This is a genomic window from Streptomyces sp. NPDC058576 (assembly GCF_042718715.1).
Classification (GTDB): domain Bacteria; phylum Actinomycetota; class Actinomycetes; order Streptomycetales; family Streptomycetaceae; genus Streptomyces.
Map to the genome: position 1 here is coordinate 194,121 of NZ_JBHXPF010000005.1, position 22,446 is coordinate 216,566.

The 22,446-nt window shown below is 72.5% G+C and carries 22 protein-coding genes; 12 read left to right on the forward strand and 10 right to left on the reverse strand.

Annotated elements, in window-relative coordinates; genetic code table 11:
• Positions 1–232: 232 nt before the first annotated feature.
• The 5 genes from ACFWRV_RS06280 to ACFWRV_RS06300 form a co-directional block, all read right to left on the reverse strand.
• The gene (locus tag ACFWRV_RS06280; RefSeq protein WP_384328973.1) at positions 233–1,312 is read right to left on the reverse strand and encodes an aspartate-semialdehyde dehydrogenase; all 1,080 of its coding nucleotides are present in this window, start codon (positions 1,310–1,312) and stop codon (positions 233–235) included.
• Complete coding sequence (locus tag ACFWRV_RS06285) at positions 1,309–2,580, reverse strand: aspartate kinase (RefSeq protein WP_137235118.1); 1,272 nt, start codon at positions 2,578–2,580, stop codon at positions 1,309–1,311. Before ACFWRV_RS06285 ends, ACFWRV_RS06280 begins: the two co-directional genes overlap by 4 nt.
• A 366-nt stretch (positions 2,581–2,946) precedes the next feature.
• The gene (locus ACFWRV_RS06290; RefSeq protein ID WP_384328976.1) at positions 2,947–3,606 is read right to left on the reverse strand and encodes a DUF5063 domain-containing protein; all 660 of its coding nucleotides are present in this window, start codon (positions 3,604–3,606) and stop codon (positions 2,947–2,949) included.
• 83 nt (positions 3,607–3,689) lie between these two features.
• Positions 3,690–4,289 carry a recombination mediator RecR gene (recR, locus tag ACFWRV_RS06295; RefSeq protein WP_164614609.1) on the reverse strand — a complete coding sequence of 200 codons (600 nt, stop codon included), beginning with the start codon at positions 4,287–4,289 and terminating at the stop codon, positions 3,690–3,692.
• Between the two features lie 104 nt (positions 4,290–4,393).
• Positions 4,394–4,738: a YbaB/EbfC family nucleoid-associated protein gene (locus ACFWRV_RS06300; protein WP_073775674.1), complete on the reverse strand. Its 345-nt coding sequence runs from the start codon at positions 4,736–4,738 to the stop codon at positions 4,394–4,396.
• Positions 4,739–5,087: 349 nt separating this feature from the next.
• Between ACFWRV_RS06300 and ACFWRV_RS06305 the strand changes: the two genes are divergently transcribed.
• Positions 5,088–5,912 (forward strand): SLATT domain-containing protein, encoded by an 825-nt coding sequence (locus ACFWRV_RS06305; RefSeq protein WP_384328980.1) that lies wholly within the window; start codon positions 5,088–5,090, stop codon positions 5,910–5,912.
• Positions 5,913–6,216: 304 nt separating this feature from the next.
• On the opposite strand, the gene ACFWRV_RS06310 is transcribed toward ACFWRV_RS06305, so the two are convergent.
• The 3 genes from ACFWRV_RS06310 to ACFWRV_RS06320 all read right to left on the reverse strand — a co-directional run bounded on the left by ACFWRV_RS06310 (position 6,217) and on the right by ACFWRV_RS06320 (position 9,289).
• Positions 6,217–6,867: a hypothetical protein gene (locus ACFWRV_RS06310; RefSeq protein ID WP_384328983.1), complete on the reverse strand. Its 651-nt coding sequence runs from the start codon at positions 6,865–6,867 to the stop codon at positions 6,217–6,219.
• Between the two features lie 60 nt (positions 6,868–6,927).
• The gene (locus ACFWRV_RS06315; protein WP_384328986.1) at positions 6,928–7,683 is read right to left on the reverse strand and encodes a GntR family transcriptional regulator; all 756 of its coding nucleotides are present in this window, start codon (positions 7,681–7,683) and stop codon (positions 6,928–6,930) included.
• Positions 7,684–7,903: 220 nt separating this feature from the next.
• Positions 7,904–9,289, reverse strand: a complete 1,386-nt coding sequence (locus ACFWRV_RS06320) for an aspartate aminotransferase family protein (protein WP_384328989.1) — start codon at positions 9,287–9,289, stop codon at positions 7,904–7,906.
• Between the two features lie 221 nt (positions 9,290–9,510).
• Between ACFWRV_RS06320 and ACFWRV_RS06325 the strand changes: the two genes are divergently transcribed.
• The 3 genes from ACFWRV_RS06325 (at position 9,511) to ACFWRV_RS06335 (ending at position 13,021) form a co-directional block, all read left to right on the forward strand.
• On the forward strand, positions 9,511–10,134 hold the full coding sequence (locus ACFWRV_RS06325) for a DJ-1/PfpI family protein (RefSeq protein ID WP_384328992.1): 624 nt from the start codon (positions 9,511–9,513) through the stop codon (positions 10,132–10,134).
• Positions 10,127–10,615 (forward strand): MarR family winged helix-turn-helix transcriptional regulator, encoded by a 489-nt coding sequence (locus ACFWRV_RS06330; RefSeq protein WP_384328995.1) that lies wholly within the window; start codon positions 10,127–10,129, stop codon positions 10,613–10,615. Before ACFWRV_RS06325 ends, ACFWRV_RS06330 begins: the two co-directional genes overlap by 8 nt.
• Positions 10,616–11,296: 681 nt before the next feature.
• A complete protein-coding gene (locus ACFWRV_RS06335; protein WP_384328998.1) occupies positions 11,297–13,021 on the forward strand; it encodes a serine/threonine-protein kinase in 1,725 nt (574 codons plus the stop codon).
• Here the strand turns inward: ACFWRV_RS06335 and ACFWRV_RS06340 are convergent.
• On the reverse strand, positions 13,003–14,250 hold the full coding sequence (locus tag ACFWRV_RS06340) for an MFS transporter (RefSeq protein ID WP_384329001.1): 1,248 nt from the start codon (positions 14,248–14,250) through the stop codon (positions 13,003–13,005). The genes ACFWRV_RS06335 and ACFWRV_RS06340 overlap by 19 nt on opposite strands.
• Positions 14,251–14,394: 144 nt before the next feature.
• On the opposite strand from ACFWRV_RS06340, the gene ACFWRV_RS06345 reads away from it, so the two are divergent.
• The 3 genes from ACFWRV_RS06345 to ACFWRV_RS06355 all read left to right on the forward strand — a co-directional run bounded on the left by ACFWRV_RS06345 (position 14,395) and on the right by ACFWRV_RS06355 (position 17,420).
• A complete protein-coding gene (locus tag ACFWRV_RS06345) occupies positions 14,395–14,943 on the forward strand; it encodes a TetR/AcrR family transcriptional regulator (protein WP_384329004.1) in 549 nt (182 codons plus the stop codon).
• A gap of 153 nt (positions 14,944–15,096) precedes the next feature.
• A complete protein-coding gene (locus tag ACFWRV_RS06350; RefSeq protein WP_384329007.1) occupies positions 15,097–16,050 on the forward strand; it encodes an aldo/keto reductase in 954 nt (317 codons plus the stop codon).
• Between the two features lie 110 nt (positions 16,051–16,160).
• Complete coding sequence (locus ACFWRV_RS06355) at positions 16,161–17,420, forward strand: serine hydrolase domain-containing protein (RefSeq protein ID WP_384329009.1); 1,260 nt, start codon at positions 16,161–16,163, stop codon at positions 17,418–17,420.
• On the opposite strand, the gene ACFWRV_RS06360 is transcribed toward ACFWRV_RS06355, so the two are convergent.
• Positions 17,406–18,026 (reverse strand): TetR family transcriptional regulator, encoded by a 621-nt coding sequence (locus tag ACFWRV_RS06360; protein WP_384329012.1) that lies wholly within the window; start codon positions 18,024–18,026, stop codon positions 17,406–17,408. The genes ACFWRV_RS06355 and ACFWRV_RS06360 overlap by 15 nt on opposite strands.
• Positions 18,027–18,136: 110 nt before the next feature.
• Here ACFWRV_RS06360 and ACFWRV_RS06365 point away from each other — a divergent pair, with 110 nt between their 5' ends.
• The 5 genes from ACFWRV_RS06365 (at position 18,137) to ACFWRV_RS06385 (ending at position 22,317) form a co-directional block, all read left to right on the forward strand.
• Positions 18,137–19,255 carry an IS701 family transposase gene (locus tag ACFWRV_RS06365; RefSeq protein WP_384329015.1) on the forward strand — a complete coding sequence of 373 codons (1,119 nt, stop codon included), beginning with the start codon at positions 18,137–18,139 and terminating at the stop codon, positions 19,253–19,255.
• A 124-nt stretch (positions 19,256–19,379) separates the two neighbouring features.
• A complete protein-coding gene (locus ACFWRV_RS06370) occupies positions 19,380–19,823 on the forward strand; it encodes a MarR family winged helix-turn-helix transcriptional regulator (protein WP_384329018.1) in 444 nt (147 codons plus the stop codon).
• Between the two features lie 227 nt (positions 19,824–20,050).
• Positions 20,051–21,520: an AMP-binding protein gene (locus tag ACFWRV_RS06375; protein WP_384329021.1), complete on the forward strand. Its 1,470-nt coding sequence runs from the start codon at positions 20,051–20,053 to the stop codon at positions 21,518–21,520.
• The gene (locus tag ACFWRV_RS06380) at positions 21,517–21,777 is read left to right on the forward strand and encodes an acyl carrier protein (protein ID WP_384329024.1); all 261 of its coding nucleotides are present in this window, start codon (positions 21,517–21,519) and stop codon (positions 21,775–21,777) included. The genes ACFWRV_RS06375 and ACFWRV_RS06380 overlap by 4 nt, the downstream gene beginning before the upstream one ends.
• Positions 21,778–21,942: 165 nt before the next feature.
• Complete coding sequence (locus ACFWRV_RS06385; protein ID WP_205085210.1) at positions 21,943–22,317, forward strand: ectoine synthase; 375 nt, start codon at positions 21,943–21,945, stop codon at positions 22,315–22,317.
• Positions 22,318–22,446: the final 129 nt, after the last annotated feature.

Here is a 22,446-nt window from a genome sequence, read left to right on the forward strand (position 1 = left end):
GCGCCACGTTCGACGCTGTGCGACATGCCCTCATACGTACCTGCTCTTCCCCAAATGCCCCGTAATGGCGTCCGGCCACGCAAGAAGTGACGACATAGACGCAGCCCGGCCGAGGTGCGGTTGCAGATGGCCGGGAGATCATCGTCGGACACGACAACGCCCCAGCTCAAGAGGTTCAGACCAGCAAATTACTCATAGGGCGTTCACAGATCCTACAAAACAGGTTCGATCATCACCGGGGAAATTCGGCGGCGACCGATTCGGCGATCTGCGCCACGTTCAAAGCCGCACCTTTTCGGAGATTGTCGCCGCAAAGGAACATTTCCAGGGAATGCGGGTCGTCCATCGACCGCCGGACGCGGCCCACCCAGGTGGGGTCGGTGCCCACCACGTCGGACGGGGTGGGGAAGTCACCGGAGGCCGGGCTGTCGAACAGCACCACGCCGGGGGCGGTCGCCAGGATCTCGTGCGCCTTGTCGACGGCGACCTCGTTCTCGAAGCGGGCGTGGACGGACATCGAGTGGGTGGCGACGACGGGGACGTACACACAGGTCGCGGTGGTCTTCAGCTCCGGCAGTCCCAGCACCTTGCGGCACTCCTCGCGGATGGCGATCTCCTCGGAGGACCAGCCGTCCCCGGCGTCCGTACCCGCCCAGGGCACGACGTTCAGGGCGACGGGCGCGGCGAACGGGCTCCGCGCGCCGTTCATGCCGTCCGCGCTGTCCCCCAGGGCCCGGCGCACGTCCCCGGGCTGGGTGCCCAGCTCCGTACCGGCCACCAGTGACAGCTGTTCGCGCAGGGCGGCGACGCCGTCCCGGCCCACGCCGCTGACGGCCTGGTAGGAGGAGACGATGAGCTCGCGCAGCCCGAATTCGGCGTGCAGCGCGCCGACCGCGACGATCAGCGACAGCGTGGTGCAGTTCGGGGACGCGACGATGCCGCGCGGCCTGAGCCGTGCGGCATGGGGGTTGATCTCCGGGACGACCAGCGGCACGTCGTCGTCGAGCCGGAAGGCGGCGGAGTCGTCGATGACGACGACGCCCTTGGCGGCGGCGATCGGGGCCCACCGGGCGGACACTTCGTCCGGCACCAGGAAGAGGGCCACGTCGATGCCGTCGAACACGTCCTCGCTCAGCGCGAGGACCTCGCTCTCCTCGCCGCGCACGACCAGCTTGCGGCCGGCCGAGCGCGGCGAGGCGACGAGTCTGACCTCGCCCCAGACGTCCGCGTGCTGCGAGAGGATCCGGAGCATGACACCGCCGATCGCCCCGGTCGCGCCGACGACCGCGAGCGAAGGGCGGTGTCCGGTCATCGGCCGGTGCCTCCGTAGACGACGGCCTCGTCGGAGTCGCTGTCGAGACCGAAGGCGGTGTGCACGGCGCGCACGGCCTCGTTGACGTCGTCGGCGCGGGTGACGACCGAGATGCGGATCTCGGATGTCGAGATCAGCTCGATGTTCACGCCCGCGTCGGACAGTGCCTCGAAGAATCCGGCGGTGACGCCCGGGTTGGTCTTCATGCCGGCGCCGACCAGGGAGATCTTGGCGATCTGGTCGTCGTAGCGCAGCGAGTCGAAGCCGATGGAGCCCTTGGTCCGCTCCAGGGCGTCGATGGCCTTGCGGCCCTCGGCCTTGGGCAGGGTGAAGGAGATGTCCGTCAGGCCGGTCGACGCGGCGGAGACGTTCTGCACCACCATGTCGATGTTGACCTCGGCGTCCGCGATGGCGCGGAAGATCGCGGCGGCCTCGCCCGGCTTGTCCGGGACGCCGACGACGGTGACCTTGGCCTCCGAGACGTCGTGGGCGACTCCGGAGATGATCGCGTGCTCCACCTGCTGGTCCCCTTGCGGCTCGTTGCTGACCCAGGTGCCGCGCAGTCCGGAGAAGGACGAGCGGACGTGGATCGGGATGTTGTAACGGCGTGCGTACTCGACGCAGCGGTGCAGCAGCACCTTGGAGCCGGACGCGGCCAGCTCCAGCATGTCCTCGAAGGAGATCCAGTCGATCTTCTTCGCCTTCTTCACGACCCGGGGGTCCGCGGTGAAGACGCCGTCGACGTCGGTGTAGATCTCACAGACCTCGGCGTCCAGCGCTGCGGCCAGCGCGACGGCGGTCGTGTCCGACCCGCCGCGGCCGAGGGTGGTGATGTTCTTGCCCTCCTGGCTCACGCCCTGGAACCCGGCGACGATGGCGATGTTGCCCTCGTCGATCGAGGTCCGGATGCGGCCCGGCGTGACGTCGATGATGCGCGCTTTGTTGTGGACCGAGTCGGTGATGACACCGGCCTGGCTGCCCGTGAACGACTGGGCCTCGTGGCCCAGGTTTTTGATCGCCATCGCCAGCAGGGCCATGGAGATCCGCTCACCCGCGGTCAGCAGCATGTCGAATTCCCGGCCGGTAGGCATCGGGGACACCTGCTCGGCGAGATCTATCAACTCGTCCGTCGTGTCGCCCATCGCGGACACCACGACAACCACCTGGTTGCCGTTCCTCTTGGCGTCGACGACTCGCTTGGCGACCCGCTTGATGCCCTCGGCATCGGCTACGGAGGAGCCTCCGTACTTCTGCACGACAAGGCCCACGTGCGCTCCTCGCTCAGTCATTACTGCGGTCGGCTCAGTTTAACGAGCAGTCCGGAATCAACCCGTCCATTACCAGATGGTGAGATGTCCCGCTCACCACCCGGAACGGCGTGTCGCTCCGAACTGCTCGTACCGGGCTGCTGCCCAGCCCGACCGTCGAGCACTCCCGTTTGTGTCCCAGCCCACACGATCGGACACGGATCGGCGAGCCGGGACGGTCAGTCGGCGTACCCCTTGAGCTTCCCGGTGCCGGACGCGAAGCCGGCCGGCTCGGGCGGCGCACACCCGTTCACCGTCGCGGCCCGCCGCCGGCGCCCGCCCGTCGAAGACCGCGTGTTCGTCGAGGTCAGAGGCCTTCCGCAGGCCCTACTGCACCGGCCGCAGCCCCAGCGGCGCCGCGATCTCCTGGAGCATCACGCGGCCCGCCTCCTCCGCGAGGTCGTCCTCGCCCGGGTCCTGGTCGGTGTCCAGGCCGTCCAGTTCCTCCAGGGGCTGGCCGAGGCGGATGTGGGCGACCAGGGACTGGAGGGCGCGGAGGGTGGCGGAGGCGGTGGAGCCCCAGTTGGAGAAGTACGAGAACTGCCACCACCACAGCGCCTCGGCGGTGCGGTCCGCCTCGTAGTGCGCGAGGCCGTGGCCGAGGTCGGTGACCAGGTCGGCCAGGTCGTCGGAGATGCGGTGCGGGACCGGGGCCTTGCGGGGCTCGTACGGGTCGAAGACCTCGGAGTAGACGTCGATCGGCTCCAGCAGCGCCGCGAACCGCTCGCGCAGGCCGTCCGCGTCCGGCTCCGCGCCGAGGTCCGGTTCGTACCGCTCGTCGGGCAGGACGTCCTCGTACGCGCCGAGGCGGCCGCCCGCGAGCAGGAGCTGCGAGACCTGGAGAAGCAGGACCGGGACGGCCTCTTCCGGCTCGTCGACCTTGGACACCTCGGCGACCGCGACGATGAACGTCTTGATCTGGTCCGCGATCTGGACGGCGAAGTCGCCCGGGTCCTGCGTGACGGAGTTCAGCGTGGCGTCAGACATCGAGGGGACCTCCCGTGGGCGCGGTCACAGACGGTGAAGCGGACGGCAGTGCGTGCAGGAGCCGGGGGTGTACGGCGGTGGCGTCAGACATCCAGCAGCCGCCTCCCCTCGAAAGCGCGGCCCAGGGTGACCTCGTCGGCGTACTCCAGGTCGCCGCCGACCGGCAGGCCGCTGGCCAGCCGGGTCACCCTGAGGCCCATCGGCTTGACCATCCGCGCCAGGTACGTCGCGGTGGCCTCGCCCTCCAGGTTGGGGTCGGTCGCGAGGATCAGCTCCGTGATGGAGCCGTCCGCGAGCCGCGCCAGCAGCTCGCGGATGCGCAGGTCGTCCGGGCCGACGCCCTCGATGGGGCTGATCGCCCCGCCCAGAACGTGGTACCGGCCCCGGAACTCACGCGTCCGCTCGATCGCCACGACGTCCTTGGGCTCCTCGACCACGCAGATGACGCTCTGGTCGCGGCGGGCGTCCCGGCAGATCCCGCACTGCTCCTGCTGCGCGACATTGCCGCACACGGCGCAGAACCGGACCTTGTCCTTGACCTCCAGGAGGGCGTGGGCCAGCCGGCGTACGTCGGTGGGCTCGGCCTGCAGGATGTGAAAGGCGATCCGCTGCGCGCTCTTGGGACCGACGCCGGGCAGCCTGCCCAGTTCGTCGATGAGGTCCTGAACAACGCCTTCGTACAACGGAACGCCTTTCTTCGCTTCCTGCTCCGTACCGTAGTGGGTACGGGTCGGTACCAGTAGGCCTCGGTGGGCCTGCGGAACCTAGTGGCCTGTGGCCGGCCGGGTCAGAACGGCAGACCCGGGATGCCGCCCCCGCCGCCCAGGCCCTGCGCCAGCGGGCCGAGCTTCTCCTGCTGGAGCGCCTGCGCGTTCTCGTTGGCCGCCTGGACGGCCGCGACGACGAGGTCCGCGAGCGTCTCGGTGTCCTCCGGGTCCACCGCCTTCGGGTCGATCACCAGGGCGCGGAGCTCGCCGGAGCCGGTCACGGTGGCCTTCACGAGACCGCCGCCCGCCTGTCCCTCGACCTCGGTCCTGGCCAGTTCCTCCTGGGCCGCGGCGAGATCCTGCTGCATCTTCTGGGCCTGCTGGAGCAACTGCTGCATATTGGGCTGGCCACCACCGGGAATCACGGTCACTCCTGGCATTTCGACGACAAATGTTTCGGTAAGCCGAGCCTACGTGCTCCCCGGGCACCGCGCTCCACCCGCCGGGTAGCAACTCTTTCGGGTGAGATCCCGGAACCGGGTGAGTGCTCCTATACCTGACCAGCGGCCCTGCGCAGGCGGGAATCCCGCGATTTCGACCCCACGGCCCACCATTCGGCGGTAGGAAGGGCATGCGCATCGGCACACGAGCGTGCATGTGCGGTGACGCAGAGTTACCTCCCGGAGGTCGTCGGTCGCGCGGACCGCCGCGTCCGCCCCGTCCGTCCCGTCCACCCCGTCCGTCCCGTCCGTCAGAGTGCAGAGGAGTGCCCCGGTGAGCCAGCCGGAGATGCAGCCCGAGGGGCCGCCCCGCAAGGAGTCCGATGCGGGATCCGGTGAGAACGGAGCTGAGCATTCCGCCACGGGAGCCCCTGCTGAGGGGCGTGCCGGTGGCCGCGCCGGGTGGCGTGCCGGTGGGCGGGATCTGACCGGGCGCCCCTTCCCTCTCGGCGACTGGGGCGAGCCGGCCGAGCGGCTCGACGAGCTCTACCGCTGGGTCGAGACCGGCGCCCTGGACACCGCCGACTGGTATCTGAACGACCGGGTCTGGAAGCGCCGGGCCGCGAGGACGCTGCGGATGGGCACGGCCGCCGGGGTGGTCGCCGGAGCCGCTCTGCCGCTGCTCGACCTGACCGGCGCGCTGAGCGGCTCGGCGGGCTGGGGCTATCTGTCACTGCTGCTGGGGGCCGCCTGCATGGCCTGCGACCGGTATTTCGGTCTCACCTCCGGGTGGATAAGGAACCTCGCCACGGCCCAGGCGGTGCAGCGGCGGCTCCAGGTGCTCCAGTTCGACTGGGCCTCGGAGTGCGTACGGGAGATGCTCGGGCCGACCGAGGGCACGGCCAGCGAGGCGGCCGAGCGGTGCCTGGGGGTGCTGCGGAGGTTCTCCGAGGACGTGACCGAGCTGGTGCGCTCGGAGACGGCGGACTGGATGGTGGAGTTCCGGGCGGGGCCCGCGCCGATGGGCATGCAGGCCCTGGCGACGGGGGGTGCGGGGCGGGGGGAGCCGGGGGTGGCGCCGGGACGGTTCTCGATGCCGTCGGTGGCGGCGCGGCCGAACATGCCGCGGCAGCGGCCGCCGGAGTCGCCGCCGCGGTGAGTGGCTTTCGGGGGCTCCGCCCCCGGACCCCCGGTCCTCAATCGCCGGACGGGCTGGTTTTTGGCACCCCGGTCCGCAAGGCGGAGGCGGGCCCGTTTTCGGCACAACCGGTCCGCGAGGCGCAGGGACAGGCCCGTTTTCGGCTCCCCCGGTACGCGAAGCGCAGGGACAGGCCCGATTTCGGCACCCCGGTACGCGAAGCGCAGGAACAGGCCCGATGTCGGCACACCCGTCCCCAAAGCCCAGGGACAGGCCGGATGTCGGTACCCCAGGTCCGCAAGGCAGAGGGTGGGCTGAGATGGCGCTAGCTGAAGATGATCATTGAGCCCTGGGCCAGGCTGCGGGTCGCTGCCGCGTGGAGGCCCAGCCAGACGTGGCGTTCGCGGGCGAACGGGCTCTCGTCGTAGGGGATCGGGTCCGCCGGTTCCTCCAGGGACGTGGGGCCTGCGGGGGGTTGCGGGGCGGCCGGCGGGTTGGCCGGGTCGATGCCGATGGACGGGGCGACGAACTCCAGCTCCCGCAGCAGCCCGTGCGCGGAACCCAGCGGGCCGCCGCCGGCCAGCAGCGCGTCGTCGGAGAGCGGGGCGGGGAAGTCCAGCGGGACGTACGCCCCGGCGTGGTCGTAGTGCCAGACCAGGTGCGACTGCTGCGCGCCCTGTTCGAACATCTCCAGGAGCTGCTCGTAGTCGCCGTCGAGACCGGCGACCGGGGTGACGGCGAGGCCGCTCAGCTGGAGCAGGTAGGCGCGGCGCAGGAAGTGCAGGGCGTCGTAGTCGAAGCCGGCCACGGGGGCGACATCCCCGGTGAGGCCCGGCATGTAGGCGTAGACGGGGACGGGCGGCAGCCCGGCGTCGTTCAGCGCCTTGTCGTAGACGGCGATCTCTTCGGCGAAGGGGTTGTCGGCGCTGTGGCACAGCACGTCGACGAGGGGGACCAGCCACAGGTCACAGGCCACGAAGTCTCGCTCTCGGAAGGGTTCGGGCGATCGTCGGGACAGCGTAATGCGGGGCGAACCTCACGCACAGTGCCCCGGGGACTCCGGAGGCATCGGACGCGCCGGGGGCTCCGTGGACTCCGGCGGTCCGGGGGCCTTCCCCTCGGCCTCCCGCGCCTCCAGGCGGTCCGCCCAGGCGAGCGCGTGGGCGTAGTAGGAGTGCATGGCGGCATGGACCTGTTCGTGGTCACCGCGGGCGATGGCCTCGACCAGCTCCTCGTGGCCGAACCACAGCACGTTCTCGTCCATGCCGTCGCGGCGCAGCCGGTGCACGGCGAACACCCAGGCCTGGACGCGGAGTCGGGTGAGGAAGTCGGCGACGTACGGGTTGAGGACGAACTGCCCCAGCTCCCGCCAGAACCGCAGGTCGTACCCGATCAGCACGTCGAGGTCGCCGCCCTTCGCCGCGCGGACCGCCTCCGCCGCCCGCCGGCGGATCGAGGCGAGCCCCTCGGACCGGACGGCTACCCGCTCGGCGGGGTTGCGGAAGAGGCCCTCGACGACGAGGGCGCGGGCCTCGGCCATCGCGCGGTAGTCGGCGACGGTGAACTCGCGCACCTGGAAGCCCCGGTGCTGGTCGGAGGCGAGGAGCCCCTGCGCGGAGAGGTCGAAGAGCGCCTCACGGACGGGCGTCGCGGAGACCCCGTACTGCTCGGCGATCTGCTTGACCGTGAACTCCCGGCCCGGCGGAAGACGTCCGGCGAGGACCTCGTCACGCAGCGCGTCGGCGATCTGCTGGCGCAGGGTACTGCGCGTCACACCTCCGCTCGGACTCATGCCGGCCCCTTCCGTCCGTACCCGTTCGTATCCGTCCGTCCATGTCCGCCCCCGTGCGCCGATCGTTCCGGCGGGGGCGCCGCTGGCTCGGGTCACCTTAAGCCAGGGCCGCCGCCGTGCCCGTTTCCGGGCACGGCGGGGAGATGAACAGGGTCGATCGTGTACGGAATCGGATCGTCCGGTTACTCGGCGTACGGGAGCGTACGGGTGGGACGCGCCGTTACGACGCGCCCTCCACCGTGTACGTGTCGGCCACGGAGAGCGCCACGTCCAGGGCCGCGAGGCCTTCCTTGGCCTCGGCCTCGGAGACGTTGCAGGCGGGGACGGCGTGCGTCCGGTTCATGTTGATGAACGGCCACAGCCCCTGCTTCTTCGCCGCCGCGCCGAAGGCCGCCATCGGGGCGGCGGCCTCGCCCGAGGCGTTGTACGGGACCAGCGGCTCGCGCGTCTCCCGGTCGCGGACCAGGTCCAGCGCCCAGAACGCGCCGAGGCCGCGGACCTCGCCGACCGAGGGGTGGCGCTCGGCGAGGTCGCGGAGGCCGGGGCCGAGGACGGTCTCGCCGATCCGGGCCGCGTGCTCGACGACCTTCTCGTCCTCCATCACGCCGATGGTGGCGACGGCGGCGGCGCAGGCCAGCGGGTGCCCGGAGTACGTGAGGCCGCCGGGGTAGGGGCGGGTCTCGAAGGTGGCGGCGATCTCGGCGTTGATGGCGACGCCGCCGAGCGGCACGTAACCGGAGTTGACGCCCTTGGCGAAGGTCAGCAGGTCGGGCACGACGTCGAAGTGGTCGGCGGCGAACCAGGCGCCGGTGCGGCCGAATCCGGCCATCACCTCGTCGAGCACGAAGACTATCCCGTACCGGTCGCAGATCTCGCGGACGCCCGCGAGATAGCCCGGCGGCGGGGTCATGATGCCCGCCGTGCCCGGGATGGTCTCCAGGATGATCGCGGCGATGGCGGACGGGCCCTCGTAGGCGAGGGTGTCCTCCAGGTGCTGGAGGGCGCGGGCGCACTCCTCGGCCTCGTTCGCCGCGTGGAACGGGGAGCGGTAGAGGAACGGGGCCCAGAAGCGGACCACGCCCGCCGAGCCGTTGTCGGAGGGCCAGCGGCGCGGGTCGCCGGTGAGGTTGATCGCGGTGGAGGTGGCCCCGTGGTACGAGCGGTAGGCGGAGAGCACCTTCGGCCGGCCGGTGTGCAGCCGGGCCATGCGGATGGCGTTCTCGACGGCCTCGGCCCCGCCGTTGGTGAAGAAGATCTTGTCCAGGTCGCCGGGGGTGCGCTCGGCGATGAGGCGTGCGGCCTCGGAGCGCGCCTCGATCGCGAACGCGGGAGCGAAGGTGGCGAGCTTGCCCGCCTGCTCCTGGATCGCGGCGATCACGGTGGGGTGCTGGTAGCCGATGTTGGTGTAGACGAGCCCGCTGGTGAAGTCGAGGTAGCGGTTGCCGTCGTAGTCCCAGAAGTAGGACCCCTCGGCGCCGGCGACGGCGAGCGGGTCGATGAGGCCCTGGGCGGACCAGGAGTGGAACACGTGCGCGCGGTCCGCGGCCTTCACGGCCGCACCGGCCGCGGGGTCGGCGTACGGGGCATGAGGGGCATGAGGGGTCATGCGGCGAGCGTAGGCGCTGGCGGGGGGCGGCCTCCATGGCCACCTTGTACGGCTTGGGGCGGATGGATCGGCAGGATGTCGGGTTCCGGGCCCGTGTTCCGGGCCCGTGTTCCGGGCCCATGTTCCGGACTCGGGTTCCGGGCCCATGTTCCGGACGCGCGATCCATTGACAGCGTGCTGTCGATATGACAGTCTACTGTCATCGAGCCGAGGAGGTCATCATGACCAGCAGCAGCGCCGGAACCGTGCATCTCGCCGTTTACGACACCTTCGCCGACTGGGAGACCGGGCACACCACCGCCCATCTCACGCAGAACGGCTACACCGTGCGGACCGTGGGGCTCTCCCGGGAGCCGGTGACGACCATGGGCGGTCTGCGCATCCAGCCCGACCTGGCGTTGGACGAACTGCGTCCGCAGGACAGCGCGTTGCTGATCCTGACCGGTGCGGCCGGATGGGACACGGGCGACACCCTGGCCCCGTTCGCGCGGGCGGCCCGGGCCTTCCTGGACGCGGGGACGCCGGTCGCGGCGATCTGCGGGGCGACGGCCGGGCTGGCCCGGGAAGGGCTGCTGGACGACCGGGCGCACACGAGCGCGATCTCCTTCTACCTCGCGGCGACGGGGTACGCGGGCGGCGAGCGGTACGTGGAGGTGGACGCGGTCACAGACCCCGGGGCGGACGGGGCCGGGCGGCTGGTCACGGCCGGGCCGACGGAGCCGGTGGCGTTCGCGCGGGAGGTGTTCGGGCTGCTCGGGGTGTACGACGAGAAGAAGCTGGACGCGTGGTACCGGCTGTTCCACGACTCGGACGCGAGCGCGTACGAGGTGTTGCAGGGTGAGTGAGGGCGGTGCGGGGGGCGCCCCGTCCCAGCAGGAGCTGCTGAGCCGGACCGCGTTGACGGTGTTCCGGCTGAACGGGCAGTTCCTGTCGGTGGCCGACGAGTTGGCGCGGCCGGGCGGTCTCACGGCGGCGTGGTGGCAGGTGCTGGGGGCGGTGCTGGTGGAGCCGTTGCCGGTGGCGGGGATCGCCCGGACGATGGGGATCACCCGGCAGAGCGTGCAGCGGATCGCGGACCTGCTGGTCGAGCGGGGGCTCGCGGAGTACGCGGAGAACCCGGCCCACCGCCGCGCGAAGCTGTTGCGGGCGACGGAGGCGGGGCGCGACGCGGTGGCCCGGATCGGCCCGCCCCACGCGGAGTTCGCGGCGCGGCTGGCGGGGGAGCTGGGGGTGGAGGGGTTCGCCGAGGCGGTGCGGGTGCTGGAGCGGTTGTCGGAGGCCCTGGACCGTCTGAGCGCCCCGGACCGGGCCGCTTCGGCCCCCTAGCTTGCGGACCCGGCCACCCGGGCCCGTCCGGCGATTGAGTACGGAACCGTCGAGGTGTCGGGCCTCGGGCCTCGGGCCGGCTGCTCCGGGGCAGCGTCCCCGTGCCGCGCGCCGCCCTCGCCCGGTCAAGGGTTCCGTCCTCAAACGCCGGACGGGCTGGGTATGGGCACCGCCCTCGTCCGGTCGACGGTTCCGACCTCAAACACCGGACAGGCTGGGGATGGGCACCGCCCTCCTCAGATCAAGGGCTCCGACCTCAAACGCCGGACGGGCTGGGGGTGGGCACCGCCCCCGTCCAGTCGACGATTGCGACCTCAATCGTCCTACCGACTGGGGATGGGCACCGCCCTCCTCAGATCAACGGTTCCGGCCTCAAACGCCGGACAGGCTCGGGGTGGGCACCGCTCTCCTCCGGTCGACGGTTCCGTCCTCAAACGACGGACAGGCTGGGGGTGGGCACCGCCCCCGCCCAGTCGACGGTTCCGGGGGTGGGCGGGGGTGGGCACCGCCCCCGCCCAGTCGACGGTTCCGGGGGTGGGCGCCGGGCCGGACGGATGCTCGGCCGGGGGGGGCGGGCGCGGAACCGGAGCGTGGGCGTGCGTGTCGTAGAGGGGGACCGTGCCCCGCCGGCCCGGCCCGGCGGGGCTATCCTCGTGCGGGCCGCAGGGGAGGAAGCGCACCATGGACAAGCTCGGGCCCGACGACCCGCACCGCATCGGTGCGTACCGGCTCCTCGGCCGCCTCGGCGAGGGCGGTATGGGCCAGGTCTTCCTCGCCCGCTCCGACCGCGGCCGCACCGTCGCCCTGAAGCTCGTGCGCCGCGAGCTCGCCGAGCGCCAGGAGTTCCGCGCCCGCTTCCGCCAGGAGGTCCGCGCCGCGCACCGGGTCGGCGGCGCGTGGACCGCACCGGTGCTGGACTCCGACACCGAGGCCCCCGTCCCCTGGGTCGCCACCGGTTACGTCGCCGGGCCCTCCCTCCAGCGCGTCGTCTCGGGCCGCCCCGGCGCCCCGGTCACCGCCTCGGGGGCGTACGGGCCGCTGCCGTTGCGTTCGGTGCGGTTCCTGGGGTCCGGGCTGGCCCACGCCCTCCAGCACATCCACGGGGCCGGGCTCATCCACCGGGACCTGAAGCCCTCCAACGTGCTGATGACCATCGACGGCCCCCGGGTCATCGACTTCGGCATCGCCCGCGCCCTGGAGTCCGTGGCCGACGGCGATCTGACCCGCACCGGGGTCCTGGTCGGCTCGCCCGGCTTCATGGCCCCCGAGCAGGTGCGCGGGGAGCGCGTGACCACCGCGTGCGACGTGTTCTGCCTCGGGTCCGTCCTCGCGTACGCCGCGTCGGGCCGGCTGCCGTTCGGTACGGCCGAGAGCGGCGGGGTGCATGCCCTGATGTTCCGGATCGCGCAGGAGGACCCGGACCTGACCGGGGTCCCGGAGGAGCTGGCCGGCGTCGTCCGGGACTGCCTGGCGAAGGACCCGGCGGCCCGCCCCGGTACCGACGAGATCCTGGCCCGCCTGGGCGGGGCGGACGGGGACGAGCCCTGGCTGCCCGCCACCCTCCTCGCCCAACTCGGACGCCAAGCAGTGGGGTTGCTCGACGCGGAAGACCCGGAGGACCCGAAGGACCCGCGCGGCGCGCCCGCCTCCCGGAACAGCCCGATACCCCCCGCCCCGATACCGGCGGCGGCCCCGGTCGCCCCGGTCGCCCCGGTCGCTCCGGCCGCTCCGGCCGCCCGAACGGAAGCCGCTCCGCCGCCCCACCCGTACGCGCAGCCCCATCCGTACGCGCAGCATCGCCCGCCCCACGGTCACACCGCCGAACAGGCCTTTCCTCCGGCCTACTTCGCGCCCACGCCTCCCCCTCCGGCCCGCGAGCGCCGCTCCGCCGGGGCCACCGCCGCGCTCATCGCCGTCGCCGTGGTCGTGGCGATAGGGGCGGGCGGATCGGTGTACGCGTTCATGAACGGCGACGGCACGGGGAAGACCGCCTCCCCCGACCCGTCGGCCTCCACCGAGGCCGCAGGCGGGCAGCAGGGCGGAAAGGGAGCCGTCCCCGAGGACTTCGTGGGCACCTGGTCCGGCTCCATACCCGGCGACCAGGGCCCGTCCACCCGGACGTTGACCATCCGGCAGGGCGACGTGGGCGACCAGGTCCTCGCCCTCACCGCCGAGGGCCCGCTCGCATCCGGCTCTGCTTACCACTGCGAGTTCACGGCCCCCCTCGCCGGGGCGGTCGCCGAGGACGGCCCGGTCCGCATCGGCCCCTCCACGGTGTCCTCCGGCCGCCCGGCCTCCTCCTGCACGCCCGGGAAACCCACCGAGCTGGCCCTGCTCCCGGACGGCAGCCTGCGCCGCACCACCACCGGGACGGGCGAGAGCCTGATCTACACCAAGTCGGACTGAGCGGCCGGCACTTCGGCGGCCGGGGAGGCCGTCCGCCGCCGCAGCGCCCCCGTGATCAGCGCCGCGCCGCCCAGCAGGACGAGCACCACCAGCATCGCGTTCCGCAGCCCCACATGGTCGGCCAGGAAGCCCAGCGACGGCGGTCCGACCAGGAACGCCGCGTAGCCCGCCGTCGAGACCGCCGCGACCCGCGCCGAGGCGTCCCCCGGCCCCGCGCCCTCCCCCGCCGCCGAGACCGTGACCGGGAAGCCCAGCGAGGCGCCGAGACCCCACAGCACGACCGCCGCACCGGCGAGCGGCGCGCTGGAGGAGAAGACCACCAGGGCCACGCCGACCGCCGCCACCACCGCGCTGGCCCGGACCACGGCCGCCGGCCCGTAGCGCACCAGCAGCGGCCCGCCCGTGAACCGGCCCGTCGTCATCGCCGCCGCGAACAGCATGAACGTCAGCGAGCCGGCCGTCGCACTCGTCCCGTGGCCGTCCACCATCAGCAGCGGCAGCCAGTCGTTGGCGGAGCCCTCCGCGAAGGCCATGGCCAGCACGATCAGGCCGATCAGCACCAGCCGCCGGTCCCGCCAGACCGCCGCCTGCGCGCGCAGCCCTCCGGTCCGCCCGCCGTCACCGGTCTCCGCCGGCTCGCGCCCCGTCCCCGCCGGGACCGCCCGTACGGTCCACACCCCGGCCGCCGCGACGGCGAGCGCGACCGCCGCCAGGTGCCAGCCGACCGGGAACCGGACCGCCGTCAGCCCCATCCCGAGCAGCGCGCCGACCACGGTCCCGAGGCTGAAGCAGCCGTGGAGCACCGGCAGGACCGGGCGGCCCAGCATCCGTTCGACGGCCGCGCCCTCGATGTTGAACGCCACCTCCGCCAGGCCCATCCCGGCCCCGAACAGCGCCAGTCCGCCGAACACCCCGCCGGACACCTCCAGCGCCGCGCCTGAGGCGATCACCAGCAGCCCGGCCACGAGCAGCCCCGCCCCGAGGGTGATCACCAGCCGCCCGCCGTGCTTGCGCACCAGCCCGCCGGAGACCAGCACCCCCGCCATCGAACCGATCGAGAGCCCGAACAGCACCAGGCCCATCGAGCCCGTGGACACCTCCAGCGCGTCCCGGACAGCCGGGGTCCTGGCCACCCAGGACGCCATGCTCACCCCGGTGGCGAGCATGAAGAGAAAGAGCGCCGCGCGCCAGCGGCGGATGGTGGCGTCCATGACCTGCGGGTTCTTCATGGGGAGCAGTGCCTCGGCAGACAGAGGGGTGAGGGGGCCGGACGTACGAGCGTACGCCCGAAGTGTACGTCCGTACACTCCGCTCCCGCGCTCTATGCTGCGAGGAGAACCGAGCCGACCGAGGCCGACCCGAGGAGGCGCCGCGTGGCGACAGGGCGCACCGACCCCGAGCGGCGGGACCGCATCATCGACGCGGCGCTGGACCTCATCGTCGACGAGGGCGTCGCGGGGGTCTCGCACCGCAAGGTCGCCGCCCGCGCGGGCGTGCCGCTGGGTTCGATGACGTACCACTTCTCCGGCATGGACGAGCTGCTGCACGAGGCGTTCACCCGGTTCTCCGGCACGATCGTCGCCGTCTTCGAGGAGCGGCTCGGCGCGGCCACCACCCCCGACGAGGCGCGCGAGGCCGTCGCCGACCTCGTCCACCACCTCTCCGGCGGCAACCAGCGCGAGCTGATCCTCACCCACGAGCTCTACACCCTCGCCGCCCGCCGGCCCGCCTACCGCGAGCTCACCCGCACCTGGATGGGCCGCAGCCGCCGCGCCCTGGAGTGGCACTTCGACCCGGCCACCGCCCGCCAGCTCGACGCGCTCATCGAGGGCCTGTCCATCCACCGCGCCCTGGAGACCGAGCCCCACGACCGCGCCCTCACGGTCGAGGCGATCGCCCGCATCACCGCGCCGCGCCCCTGAGGACCCTGGGCCGCCGAGGCCCGAAGCAGACTTCCCGAAGTCGTCCGAGGTCGGCAAGTAGCAACGGGATCCTGGGCTTTGAGAACCCCTGCTGGTGCCATGGAGTAGTCGCTCTCCTCTGTGGAGATCTGTGGAGAAGGGAGTTCTCGCGGGATGCGGACCACAACACTGGGCAGGGACGGGCCGGTCGTCGGACGGCTGGGGCTGGGGGCGATGGGCCTCTCGTACCGCTACGCCCCGGCCCTCGGGGACAGGACCAAGGCCGTATCGCTGGTCCGGGAAGCGGTGGACCTCGGGGTCAACCTCGTCGAGACCGCCGGCGCCTACGCGGCCGGGGAGAACGAGCGGCTGATCGGCGAGGCCATCCGGGGCCGCCGCGACGAGGTGGTGCTGTGTACCGGCGGCGGGCTGCTCGGCGACGCCGACGGTGTGCTGCGGCCCGCGGGCGGCCCGCAGGCGCTGCGGGACGCGGTCGACGAGAGCCTGCGCCGGCTGCACGTGGACCACATCGACCTCTACCTGCTGCGGCGCGTCGACCCCGGCGTACCGCTGGAGGAGAGCTGGGGCGCGCTGGCCGAGCAGGTCTGGGCGGGGAAGATCCGCATGCTGGGGCTGCCCGTCGTCACCGTGCAGGAGGCACGCGACGCCGAGGCGGTGCACGAGGCGGCGGCGATGGCCGCCGAGGTGTCGCTGTTCACGCGCTGCGGCCTCGACGACGTCGTGCCGTACGCGGTGGAGCGCCGGATCGCGCTGCTGGCCGGCGCCCCGCTCGGCCGCGGTCTGCTGGCCGGTGCGCTGTCCACGTACGACGACCTGGCCCCGGACGACTGGCGGCGCACCCAGCCCCGCTTCGCCCCGCGCGCCATCCGTCACAACTTCGCCCTCACGCAGGCCGTCGCCCAGGTGGCCGCCCGGCACGAGGCCACCCCCGCGCAGGTCGCCCTGGCCTGGCTGCTCCGGCTCGGCGATCACGTGGTGCCGCTGCCCGGCACGCGGGCGTCCTACCACCTCGCGGAGAACCTCGGCGGCGATGGGGTCCGGCTGACCGAACAGGACCTGACCGACCTGGAGTTCCTCCCCTACGCGGCGGGCGCCCCCGAGGTGTGAGGCCTCTGCCGCCCACTCCGCACCGCTGCCCGACTCCGCTGACTCTCCACCTCTGGCTCTCCGCCTCTGGCTCTCCACCTCTGGCTCTCCACCTCTTTGGAGTTCTCGACATGACGACCTCTCTGGTACGGCAGGTCCTCCCGCGGCCCCGTCCGCGGGCGGCCACGGCCGACGTGCACGGCACCACCGCGCCCGGGTTCGACTCCGTGCGCCACTTCTTCGAACGGGCCTGCCGGGAGGCGGGCCCGCCCGGCTCCCGGGGAGCCGCGCTGGCGGTCGTCCAGGACGGTGAACTCGTCGTCGACCTCTGGCACGGCACCGCCGACCCGGTCACCGGGACGCCGTGGACCGGCGACACCCTGGAGCCGGTGCTGACGGGCTCCCACTCCATCCTGGCCACGGCGGTCCTGCTGCTCGCCGACATGGGCGCGCTCGCGCTGGACCGGCCCGTCGCCGACTACTGGCCGGAGTTCGCGGCGCGCGGCAAGGGCGCGGTGACGCTGCGGGACGTGCTGACCTTCACCGCCCGCCTGCCGGGCATGGCCGCGGGAATCGACCAGCGGGACGTCGAGAACCCGCACATGATGGCCGCGCTGCTCGAACTGCACAGCCCGGAGGACGACCCCCGGGCCGGCGGCGTGCTGCACGGGCCGTGGACCGCGGGGTGGATCGCCGCCGAGGTGATCCGACGGGTCGACGGCCGCGATCTCGACCTGTTCTTCCTGGAGGAGATCGCGGGCCCGCTGGGTCTCGACATCCACTTCGGCCTCGTCCCCGACCAACTGCCGCTGACCGCCCGCATCTCGTACGACGCGGACTTCCGCGCCCGTTTCCCCGTGCTGGACGGCGGGACGGGCCGCGGCGGAGTGTGCGACGGCGACGCGGACCTCTACGGGCGGGTGTGGAACAACCCGTCCCCGTTCCCGGCGGACCCCGGAGTGTGGGGCGAGAGCCGACGGCGCTACGCGGTCATCCCCTCGCTGGGGGCGTACGCGTCGGCCCGCGGTCTGGCCCGGCTCCAGGGCGTTCTGGCCGCGGACGCCGTACGGACCCCGGGCGAGGAGCCGCTGCTGTTGTCGCGCCGCACGCTCGACCAGGCGCGGAGCTTCTGGGTCGAGGGCCTGGATCCGCTGCTCGGCGGGGTCAGCGCGTACGGGGAGGGCGGCTTCCAGCTCCTCGACGAGGGCCGCCACCCGGCCGTCCGCTCCGGCGCGTTCGGCCACCAGGGCCCCGGCTCGGTCGCCTACCAGGCGTGGCCGCGGGCCCGGGCCGGGGCCGCGTGGGTCCGAAACCGGCTGACGGCGGGCCCCGGCGCCCCGGTCCTGGACGAGGTGGCGGACGCGGTGGCCCGGGCGCTACGGACCGCCTGACCCGTGGGCCGCTTCCGGCACGGCCCGGCCCTTCAGGTCGACGGTGAGGCCGTGGAGGACGACGTCCCAGACCGAGTCCCAGACGGAGACGGAGTCCCAGGCCGACTCCCCGGTCCCGCCGTGCGCGGTCATGGCGCCCTCCGCGAGGTGCGCCAGCAGGGCCACGGCGTCCTCGGGGGAAACGCCGGGACGGAGCCGGTGCGCGCCGTGCGCCCGGTCGAGCAGGTCACGGAGCACCGGCAGCCAGGCCTCGGCCAACGGCGGTACGCCCTCGGGGCGGTCGGCCTCCAGGCGGCGCGCGGCGCGTACGAAGGGGTCCTCGTGCGCCAGCCGGGCCAGGGCGCCGATCAGGGTACGCAGTTCCCGCAACGGGTCCCCGGCGGGGGCGAGTTCGTCCAGACAGCAGCCGAGCCGGGCGCGCCCGGCCGTGCGCACCTCCTCGGCCAGGACGGTCTTGCTCCCGAAGTGGAAGGTCAGAGCGCCGATCGAGGTCTCGGCCCGCCAGCCCACCCGCTGGAGGGAGGTGCCCTCGTAACCGCGGTCGGCGAACTCATCGGCGGCCGCTTCCAACACGGCCTGGCGCGTCCTGGCCGCCCGTTCCTGCATGCGCCTTCTCCTTGAACCTCGGCAAGTAGTCGTTCTCTCGAACAGAAATATAACGAACATTCTCTATGTTTGTTAGTCTGCACAGCGACGCTCACCTGGGAGGGACTGCAGTGACGACGACGTGCGAGACGCCCGACATGACGACGGGCCGGCCACCGGGCGATCTGTCCCGGCTGCTGTTCGGCCATTTGCACCGCTCCGACCAGCAACGCTGGGGACACGTGTATCTCCAGGGGCTGATGCGGACGCACGGGAAGAAGACCGTGCGCCGGATGGCGGCCGCCGTGACCGGCTCGGAGGCCGCGTCGGCGTCACTGCACCAGTTCGTCAACGCCAGCCCGTGGGAGTGGGCCCCGGCCCGCGGCGAACTGGCCCGCTGGGCCGCCCGGTCGCTGCCGGTGCGGGCCTGGACACTGGCGCCGGCGGTGCTGCCCAAGCGCGGCACCTGCTCGGCCGGGGTGCACCAGCGCTTCCTGCCGGAGTCCGGGCGCACCGTCAACTGCCAGCTGGGCCTCGGCCTGTTCCTGGACGCCGGGCAAGCGCACGTCCCGGTCGACTGGCGGCTCTTCCTGCCGCCCCGGTTCACCCACGACGAGGCGGTACGCGACCGGGCGAAGATCCCCGCGACGGCCGAGGCCCAGCCGCTGTGGGACCACGCCCTGCGCCTGGTCCAGGAGATGGCGTCCCGGTCGAACGGGCGGACGGCGCCGGTGGTGGCCGATCTGACGGCCCTGTGCGACATCGCGCCGCTGGCGCAGCGGCTGCAGGGCGGCGGACACGCGTACGTGCTCGCCATCCCGGGCCAGACCACCCTCGCCGGACCCGAACTGCCGCCCGGTGACCGCGAGTCGGTGCGCGGCCTGCTGCTGCGCCGGGGCGTACGGCACCCGGCGGGAGCGGGCCGGCAGGTCGTCTCGTACGACACCCCGGTGCGCGGGCTGGGCCCGGACGGCGAGCGCACGGGCGGGGCGGGGAGGCTGATGGCCGAGTGGGACGCGGCCGGCGGGCGCCCGGGCCGGATCTGGCTCACCAACATCACCGACCGCCACCCGGCCGACCTGCTGGAGCTGGCCCGTTCGCCCCGGGGGGCCCGGACCGCGATCGAGCGGATGGGCGAGGACTTCGGCCTCCTCGACTTCGAGGGCCGCTCCTTCCCCGGCTGGCACCGCCACATGACCCTCGTCTCGGCCGCCTACGCCTGCGACACCCTGGAGGGCATCACCCACTGACCCCACCTATTTGCCTGGACAAGTAAATAATGACGAGAGCCGCCTCTGCGGTTCCCGGCACTCCCCAAATGGTTGCATGGGCATGTATCTTGTTCTCATTGCAGTCGAGTAGGGGAGCCATTCCATGTCGATCCAGCAGCAGCCACGCGCCGCCTCCGATCAGGCCATGTGGGAGGCCGTCCTCGGCCTGCACGCCTTCGTGGAGCGCCAGCTCGCCCACACCCTGCAGCGCCGCTACGGCGTCGGCCTGTCCGAGTACCGGGCCCTGGAGGTCCTCAGCCAGGCCGAGAAGGGCGAGTGCCGGATGCAGGAGCTCGCCGACCACATCGGCCTGGGGCAGAGCTCGGTGACCCGCCTGGTGGGACGCCTCGACAGCGCCGGGTACGCCTACAAGGACAACTGCGCCGACGACAAGCGCGGCGTCTTCGCCGTCATCACCGAAGAGGGGCGCAAGCGCTACCAGGACGCCCGTGCCACGTACGCCGACGTCCTCAGCTCGGCCCTCAACACCGCGAGCGCCGACGACCAGCTCGCCCGGGCGGTGCAGGCGCTGCGCAGCGCCGCCTGACACGATCACGGCAGACGGCGGGAGGCGTCCGGGGTGACCCGGCCTCCCGCCGTCTTTTGCATGTTCGGGCTTCTTCTCCGAGCCCGAGAGCAGTGACCTGGATCACCTCGCTCCTTTATTTGCATGCTTGACCATGCAAATAAAAGCCATTAGGTTCTTGCTCGTGGCCAGCCAGTCGGCCACGACAGCCAATCCATCCAGGGGGACCGTTGCCTTCGCCTCGCCTGTTGCGGGCAATCAGCCGGCACGTACAGGAACAACCCGACAGAACCGCGCTCGTCAGCGCCGGTCGACACGTCACCTACGCGGACCTGGAGCGGCTGATCCGCCGGGCCGCCGCGGACCTCGACGGCGCCGCGCTCGGCCCCGTACGCGCCCTGTGCGTCCCGGCGCACAAGTCGGCGGAGACCATCGCGCTGCTGCTGGCGGCGTGGAGTCAGGGGATCAACACCCTGGTCCCGTCGCCCGGCCTGGGGGCCGCCGCCCTCTCCACGCTCACCGCCCAGGCCCACGGTCCGCTGTCGGCCGTCGCGGTCCCCGGCGGCGGCGTGGCCCTGTCACGGGAGGAGGCCGACCCCGCCCTGGCGGACGGCTTCAGCGCCCCCGACCCCGAGGAGTCGCTGCTCACCCTCACCACCTCCGGGTCCACCGGCGTCCCCAAGCTCGTCCCGGTCCGCGTCGAGGCCTTCGACCGCTTCGCGGACTGGGCCACGGAGAAGTTCGGACTCGACGGCGGCACCAGGTCGCTGAGCTTCTCGCCGCTCAACTTCGATCTGGCGCTCCTCGACGTCTGGACGGTCCTGGAGGCCGGCGGCACGGTCGTGCTCGGCGACGCCGGGGCCAGCGGGGACGCCGGCTATCTGCGCGACCTCACCGAGGGCAACGGGGTGACCCTGGTCCAAGGCGTGCCTCTGCTGCACCGGCTGCTGGCCGCGGGCGACGCCCGCTATCCGGCGGTCCGTACGGTCGTGTTCACCGGGGAGTCCGTCTCCGAACAGGGCCTGCGGGACACCTTCGCCGCCTGCCCGGCCGCCCGTTTCCACAACGTCTTCGGCTGCACGGAGACCAACGACAGCTTCGTCCTCGACATCGACCCGGACGCCTACGTGCACCCGCTGCCCATCGGCGACCCGATCGACGGCACCGACGCCGTGCTGCTGATCGAGGGGGCCGACGGCACGGAGGTGCTGCAAGGCCCCGGCACCGGCGAACTGCTCGTGCACACCCCCTTCCAGACCAGCGGCTATCTCGAACAGGCCCGCAACGCCCAGGCGTTCATGCCGGATCCGCGCGGCGGCGGCGCCATGTTCTACCGCACCGGCGACCTCGTCCACCGCGACGCGGACGGCCGCCACTTCCTCCAGGGCCGCGCCGACTTCCAGGTCAAGGTGCGCGGCGTGCGCACCAACACCCTGGAGGTCGAGACCGTCATCGGGGCCCACCCGGACGTCGTCGAGGCCGCCGTCGTCGCCCTGCCCTGCCCCGAGGCCGGCACCCGGCTGCACGCCGAAGTGGTGCGCCGGGACGGCACGTCCCTCAGCTCGCTGGGACTGCGGGCGTACGCGGCGAAGCACCTGCCGCGGCACGCCGTGCCCAGCTCGGTGGGGCTCGCCGGCACTCCCCTGCCGAAGACCCCGACCGGCAAACCGGACCGTAACTCGATCAAGAACACCCAACTGAACGGAGCCTCCTCATGAGCACCGCCGTCAACGACCCGATCCGCACCTACATCGTCCAGGAGTTCCTGGCCGGCGAGGACGCCGAGGACCTGACCGACGACTTCGACCTCATCGAGAGCACCGTGGTGAACAGCCTCGGCCTCGTCCGCCTCATCTCCTGGATATCGGAGACGTACCGCATCCCCGTCGACGACATCCCGCTGGAACCCGCCGCCTACCGCACGCTCGCGGACATCCGCGGCTTCGTCGGCCGGGCCGCTCCGGCCGCTATCTGACAGACCGTCACCCCACAGGCGCTGCCGGTCGTCCCGCCATCCCACCGGTGGTGGCCCGACAGCCGCCCGTCCTCACGTACAGACCCCCCACTCGCGCGGCCCCGCACGCGTACCGCACCCGTAACGCGCACATGCCCGGAACACAGCGATGACAGGAGTTCAGCCATGATCGTCCGTTCTCTGTCCGACGTCCCCGCGATCGAGTGGGGCAGTGGCACGAGTCACCGTCTGCTCACCGAGGCCGACGGCATGGGATTCACCGTCTGCGAGACGTTGGTCCGCCGGGGCACCTCCAGTGGGCTGCAGTACCTCGGCCACCTGGAGGCCTGCTACTGCATCGGCGGCTCGGGCGAGGTCGTCACCAAGGACGGCGCCCACCACAAGATCATGACCGGCACCATATACGCCCTGGACCAGCACGACGCCCACCACCTGATCGCCTCCGACGACGAGGACCTCCTCCTCGTCTCGGTCTTCAGCCCGGCGCTGCGCGGCGACGAGAAGCACTCGCTCTCCGAGGACGGCTACTCCCGCTACTGATCCGGCCGCTCCGAAGGGCCGGGTGGGGGGGCGCGCCCCCCCGGCCCCCCCCCCCCCCCCCCCCCTCCCGCGCCCCCCACCCGCGCCCCGCGCAAAGCCAGGCCCAAAACCCAAAGCAGCACAAACAGT

What these genes read in the sequence shown, in the direction of transcription:
- ACFWRV_RS06315 (WP_384328986.1), bottom strand. Translation starts at nt 7,683, where the DNA reads ATGAGTCCGAGCGGAGGTGTGACGCGCAGTACCCTGCGCCAGCAGATC.
- ACFWRV_RS06360 (WP_384329012.1), bottom strand. Translation starts at nt 18,026, where the DNA reads ATGCAGGAACGGGCGGCCAGGACGCGCCAGGCCGTGTTGGAAGCGGCC.
- ACFWRV_RS06385 (WP_205085210.1), top strand. Translation starts at nt 21,943, where the DNA reads ATGATCGTCCGTTCTCTGTCCGACGTCCCCGCGATCGAGTGGGGCAGT.
- ACFWRV_RS06355 (WP_384329009.1), top strand. Translation starts at nt 16,161, where the DNA reads ATGACGACCTCTCTGGTACGGCAGGTCCTCCCGCGGCCCCGTCCGCGG.
- ACFWRV_RS06370 (WP_384329018.1), top strand. Translation starts at nt 19,380, where the DNA reads ATGTCGATCCAGCAGCAGCCACGCGCCGCCTCCGATCAGGCCATGTGG.
- ACFWRV_RS06325 (WP_384328992.1), top strand. Translation starts at nt 9,511, where the DNA reads ATGACCAGCAGCAGCGCCGGAACCGTGCATCTCGCCGTTTACGACACC.
- ACFWRV_RS06320 (WP_384328989.1), bottom strand. Translation starts at nt 9,289, where the DNA reads ATGACCCCTCATGCCCCTCATGCCCCGTACGCCGACCCCGCGGCCGGT.
- ACFWRV_RS06290 (WP_384328976.1), bottom strand. Translation starts at nt 3,606, where the DNA reads ATGTCTGACGCCACGCTGAACTCCGTCACGCAGGACCCGGGCGACTTC.
- ACFWRV_RS06280 (WP_384328973.1), bottom strand. Translation starts at nt 1,312, where the DNA reads ATGACCGGACACCGCCCTTCGCTCGCGGTCGTCGGCGCGACCGGGGCG.
- ACFWRV_RS06380 (WP_384329024.1), top strand. Translation starts at nt 21,517, where the DNA reads ATGAGCACCGCCGTCAACGACCCGATCCGCACCTACATCGTCCAGGAG.
- ACFWRV_RS06335 (WP_384328998.1), top strand. Translation starts at nt 11,297, where the DNA reads ATGGACAAGCTCGGGCCCGACGACCCGCACCGCATCGGTGCGTACCGG.
- ACFWRV_RS06340 (WP_384329001.1), bottom strand. Translation starts at nt 14,250, where the DNA reads ATGAAGAACCCGCAGGTCATGGACGCCACCATCCGCCGCTGGCGCGCG.
- ACFWRV_RS06350 (WP_384329007.1), top strand. Translation starts at nt 15,097, where the DNA reads ATGCGGACCACAACACTGGGCAGGGACGGGCCGGTCGTCGGACGGCTG.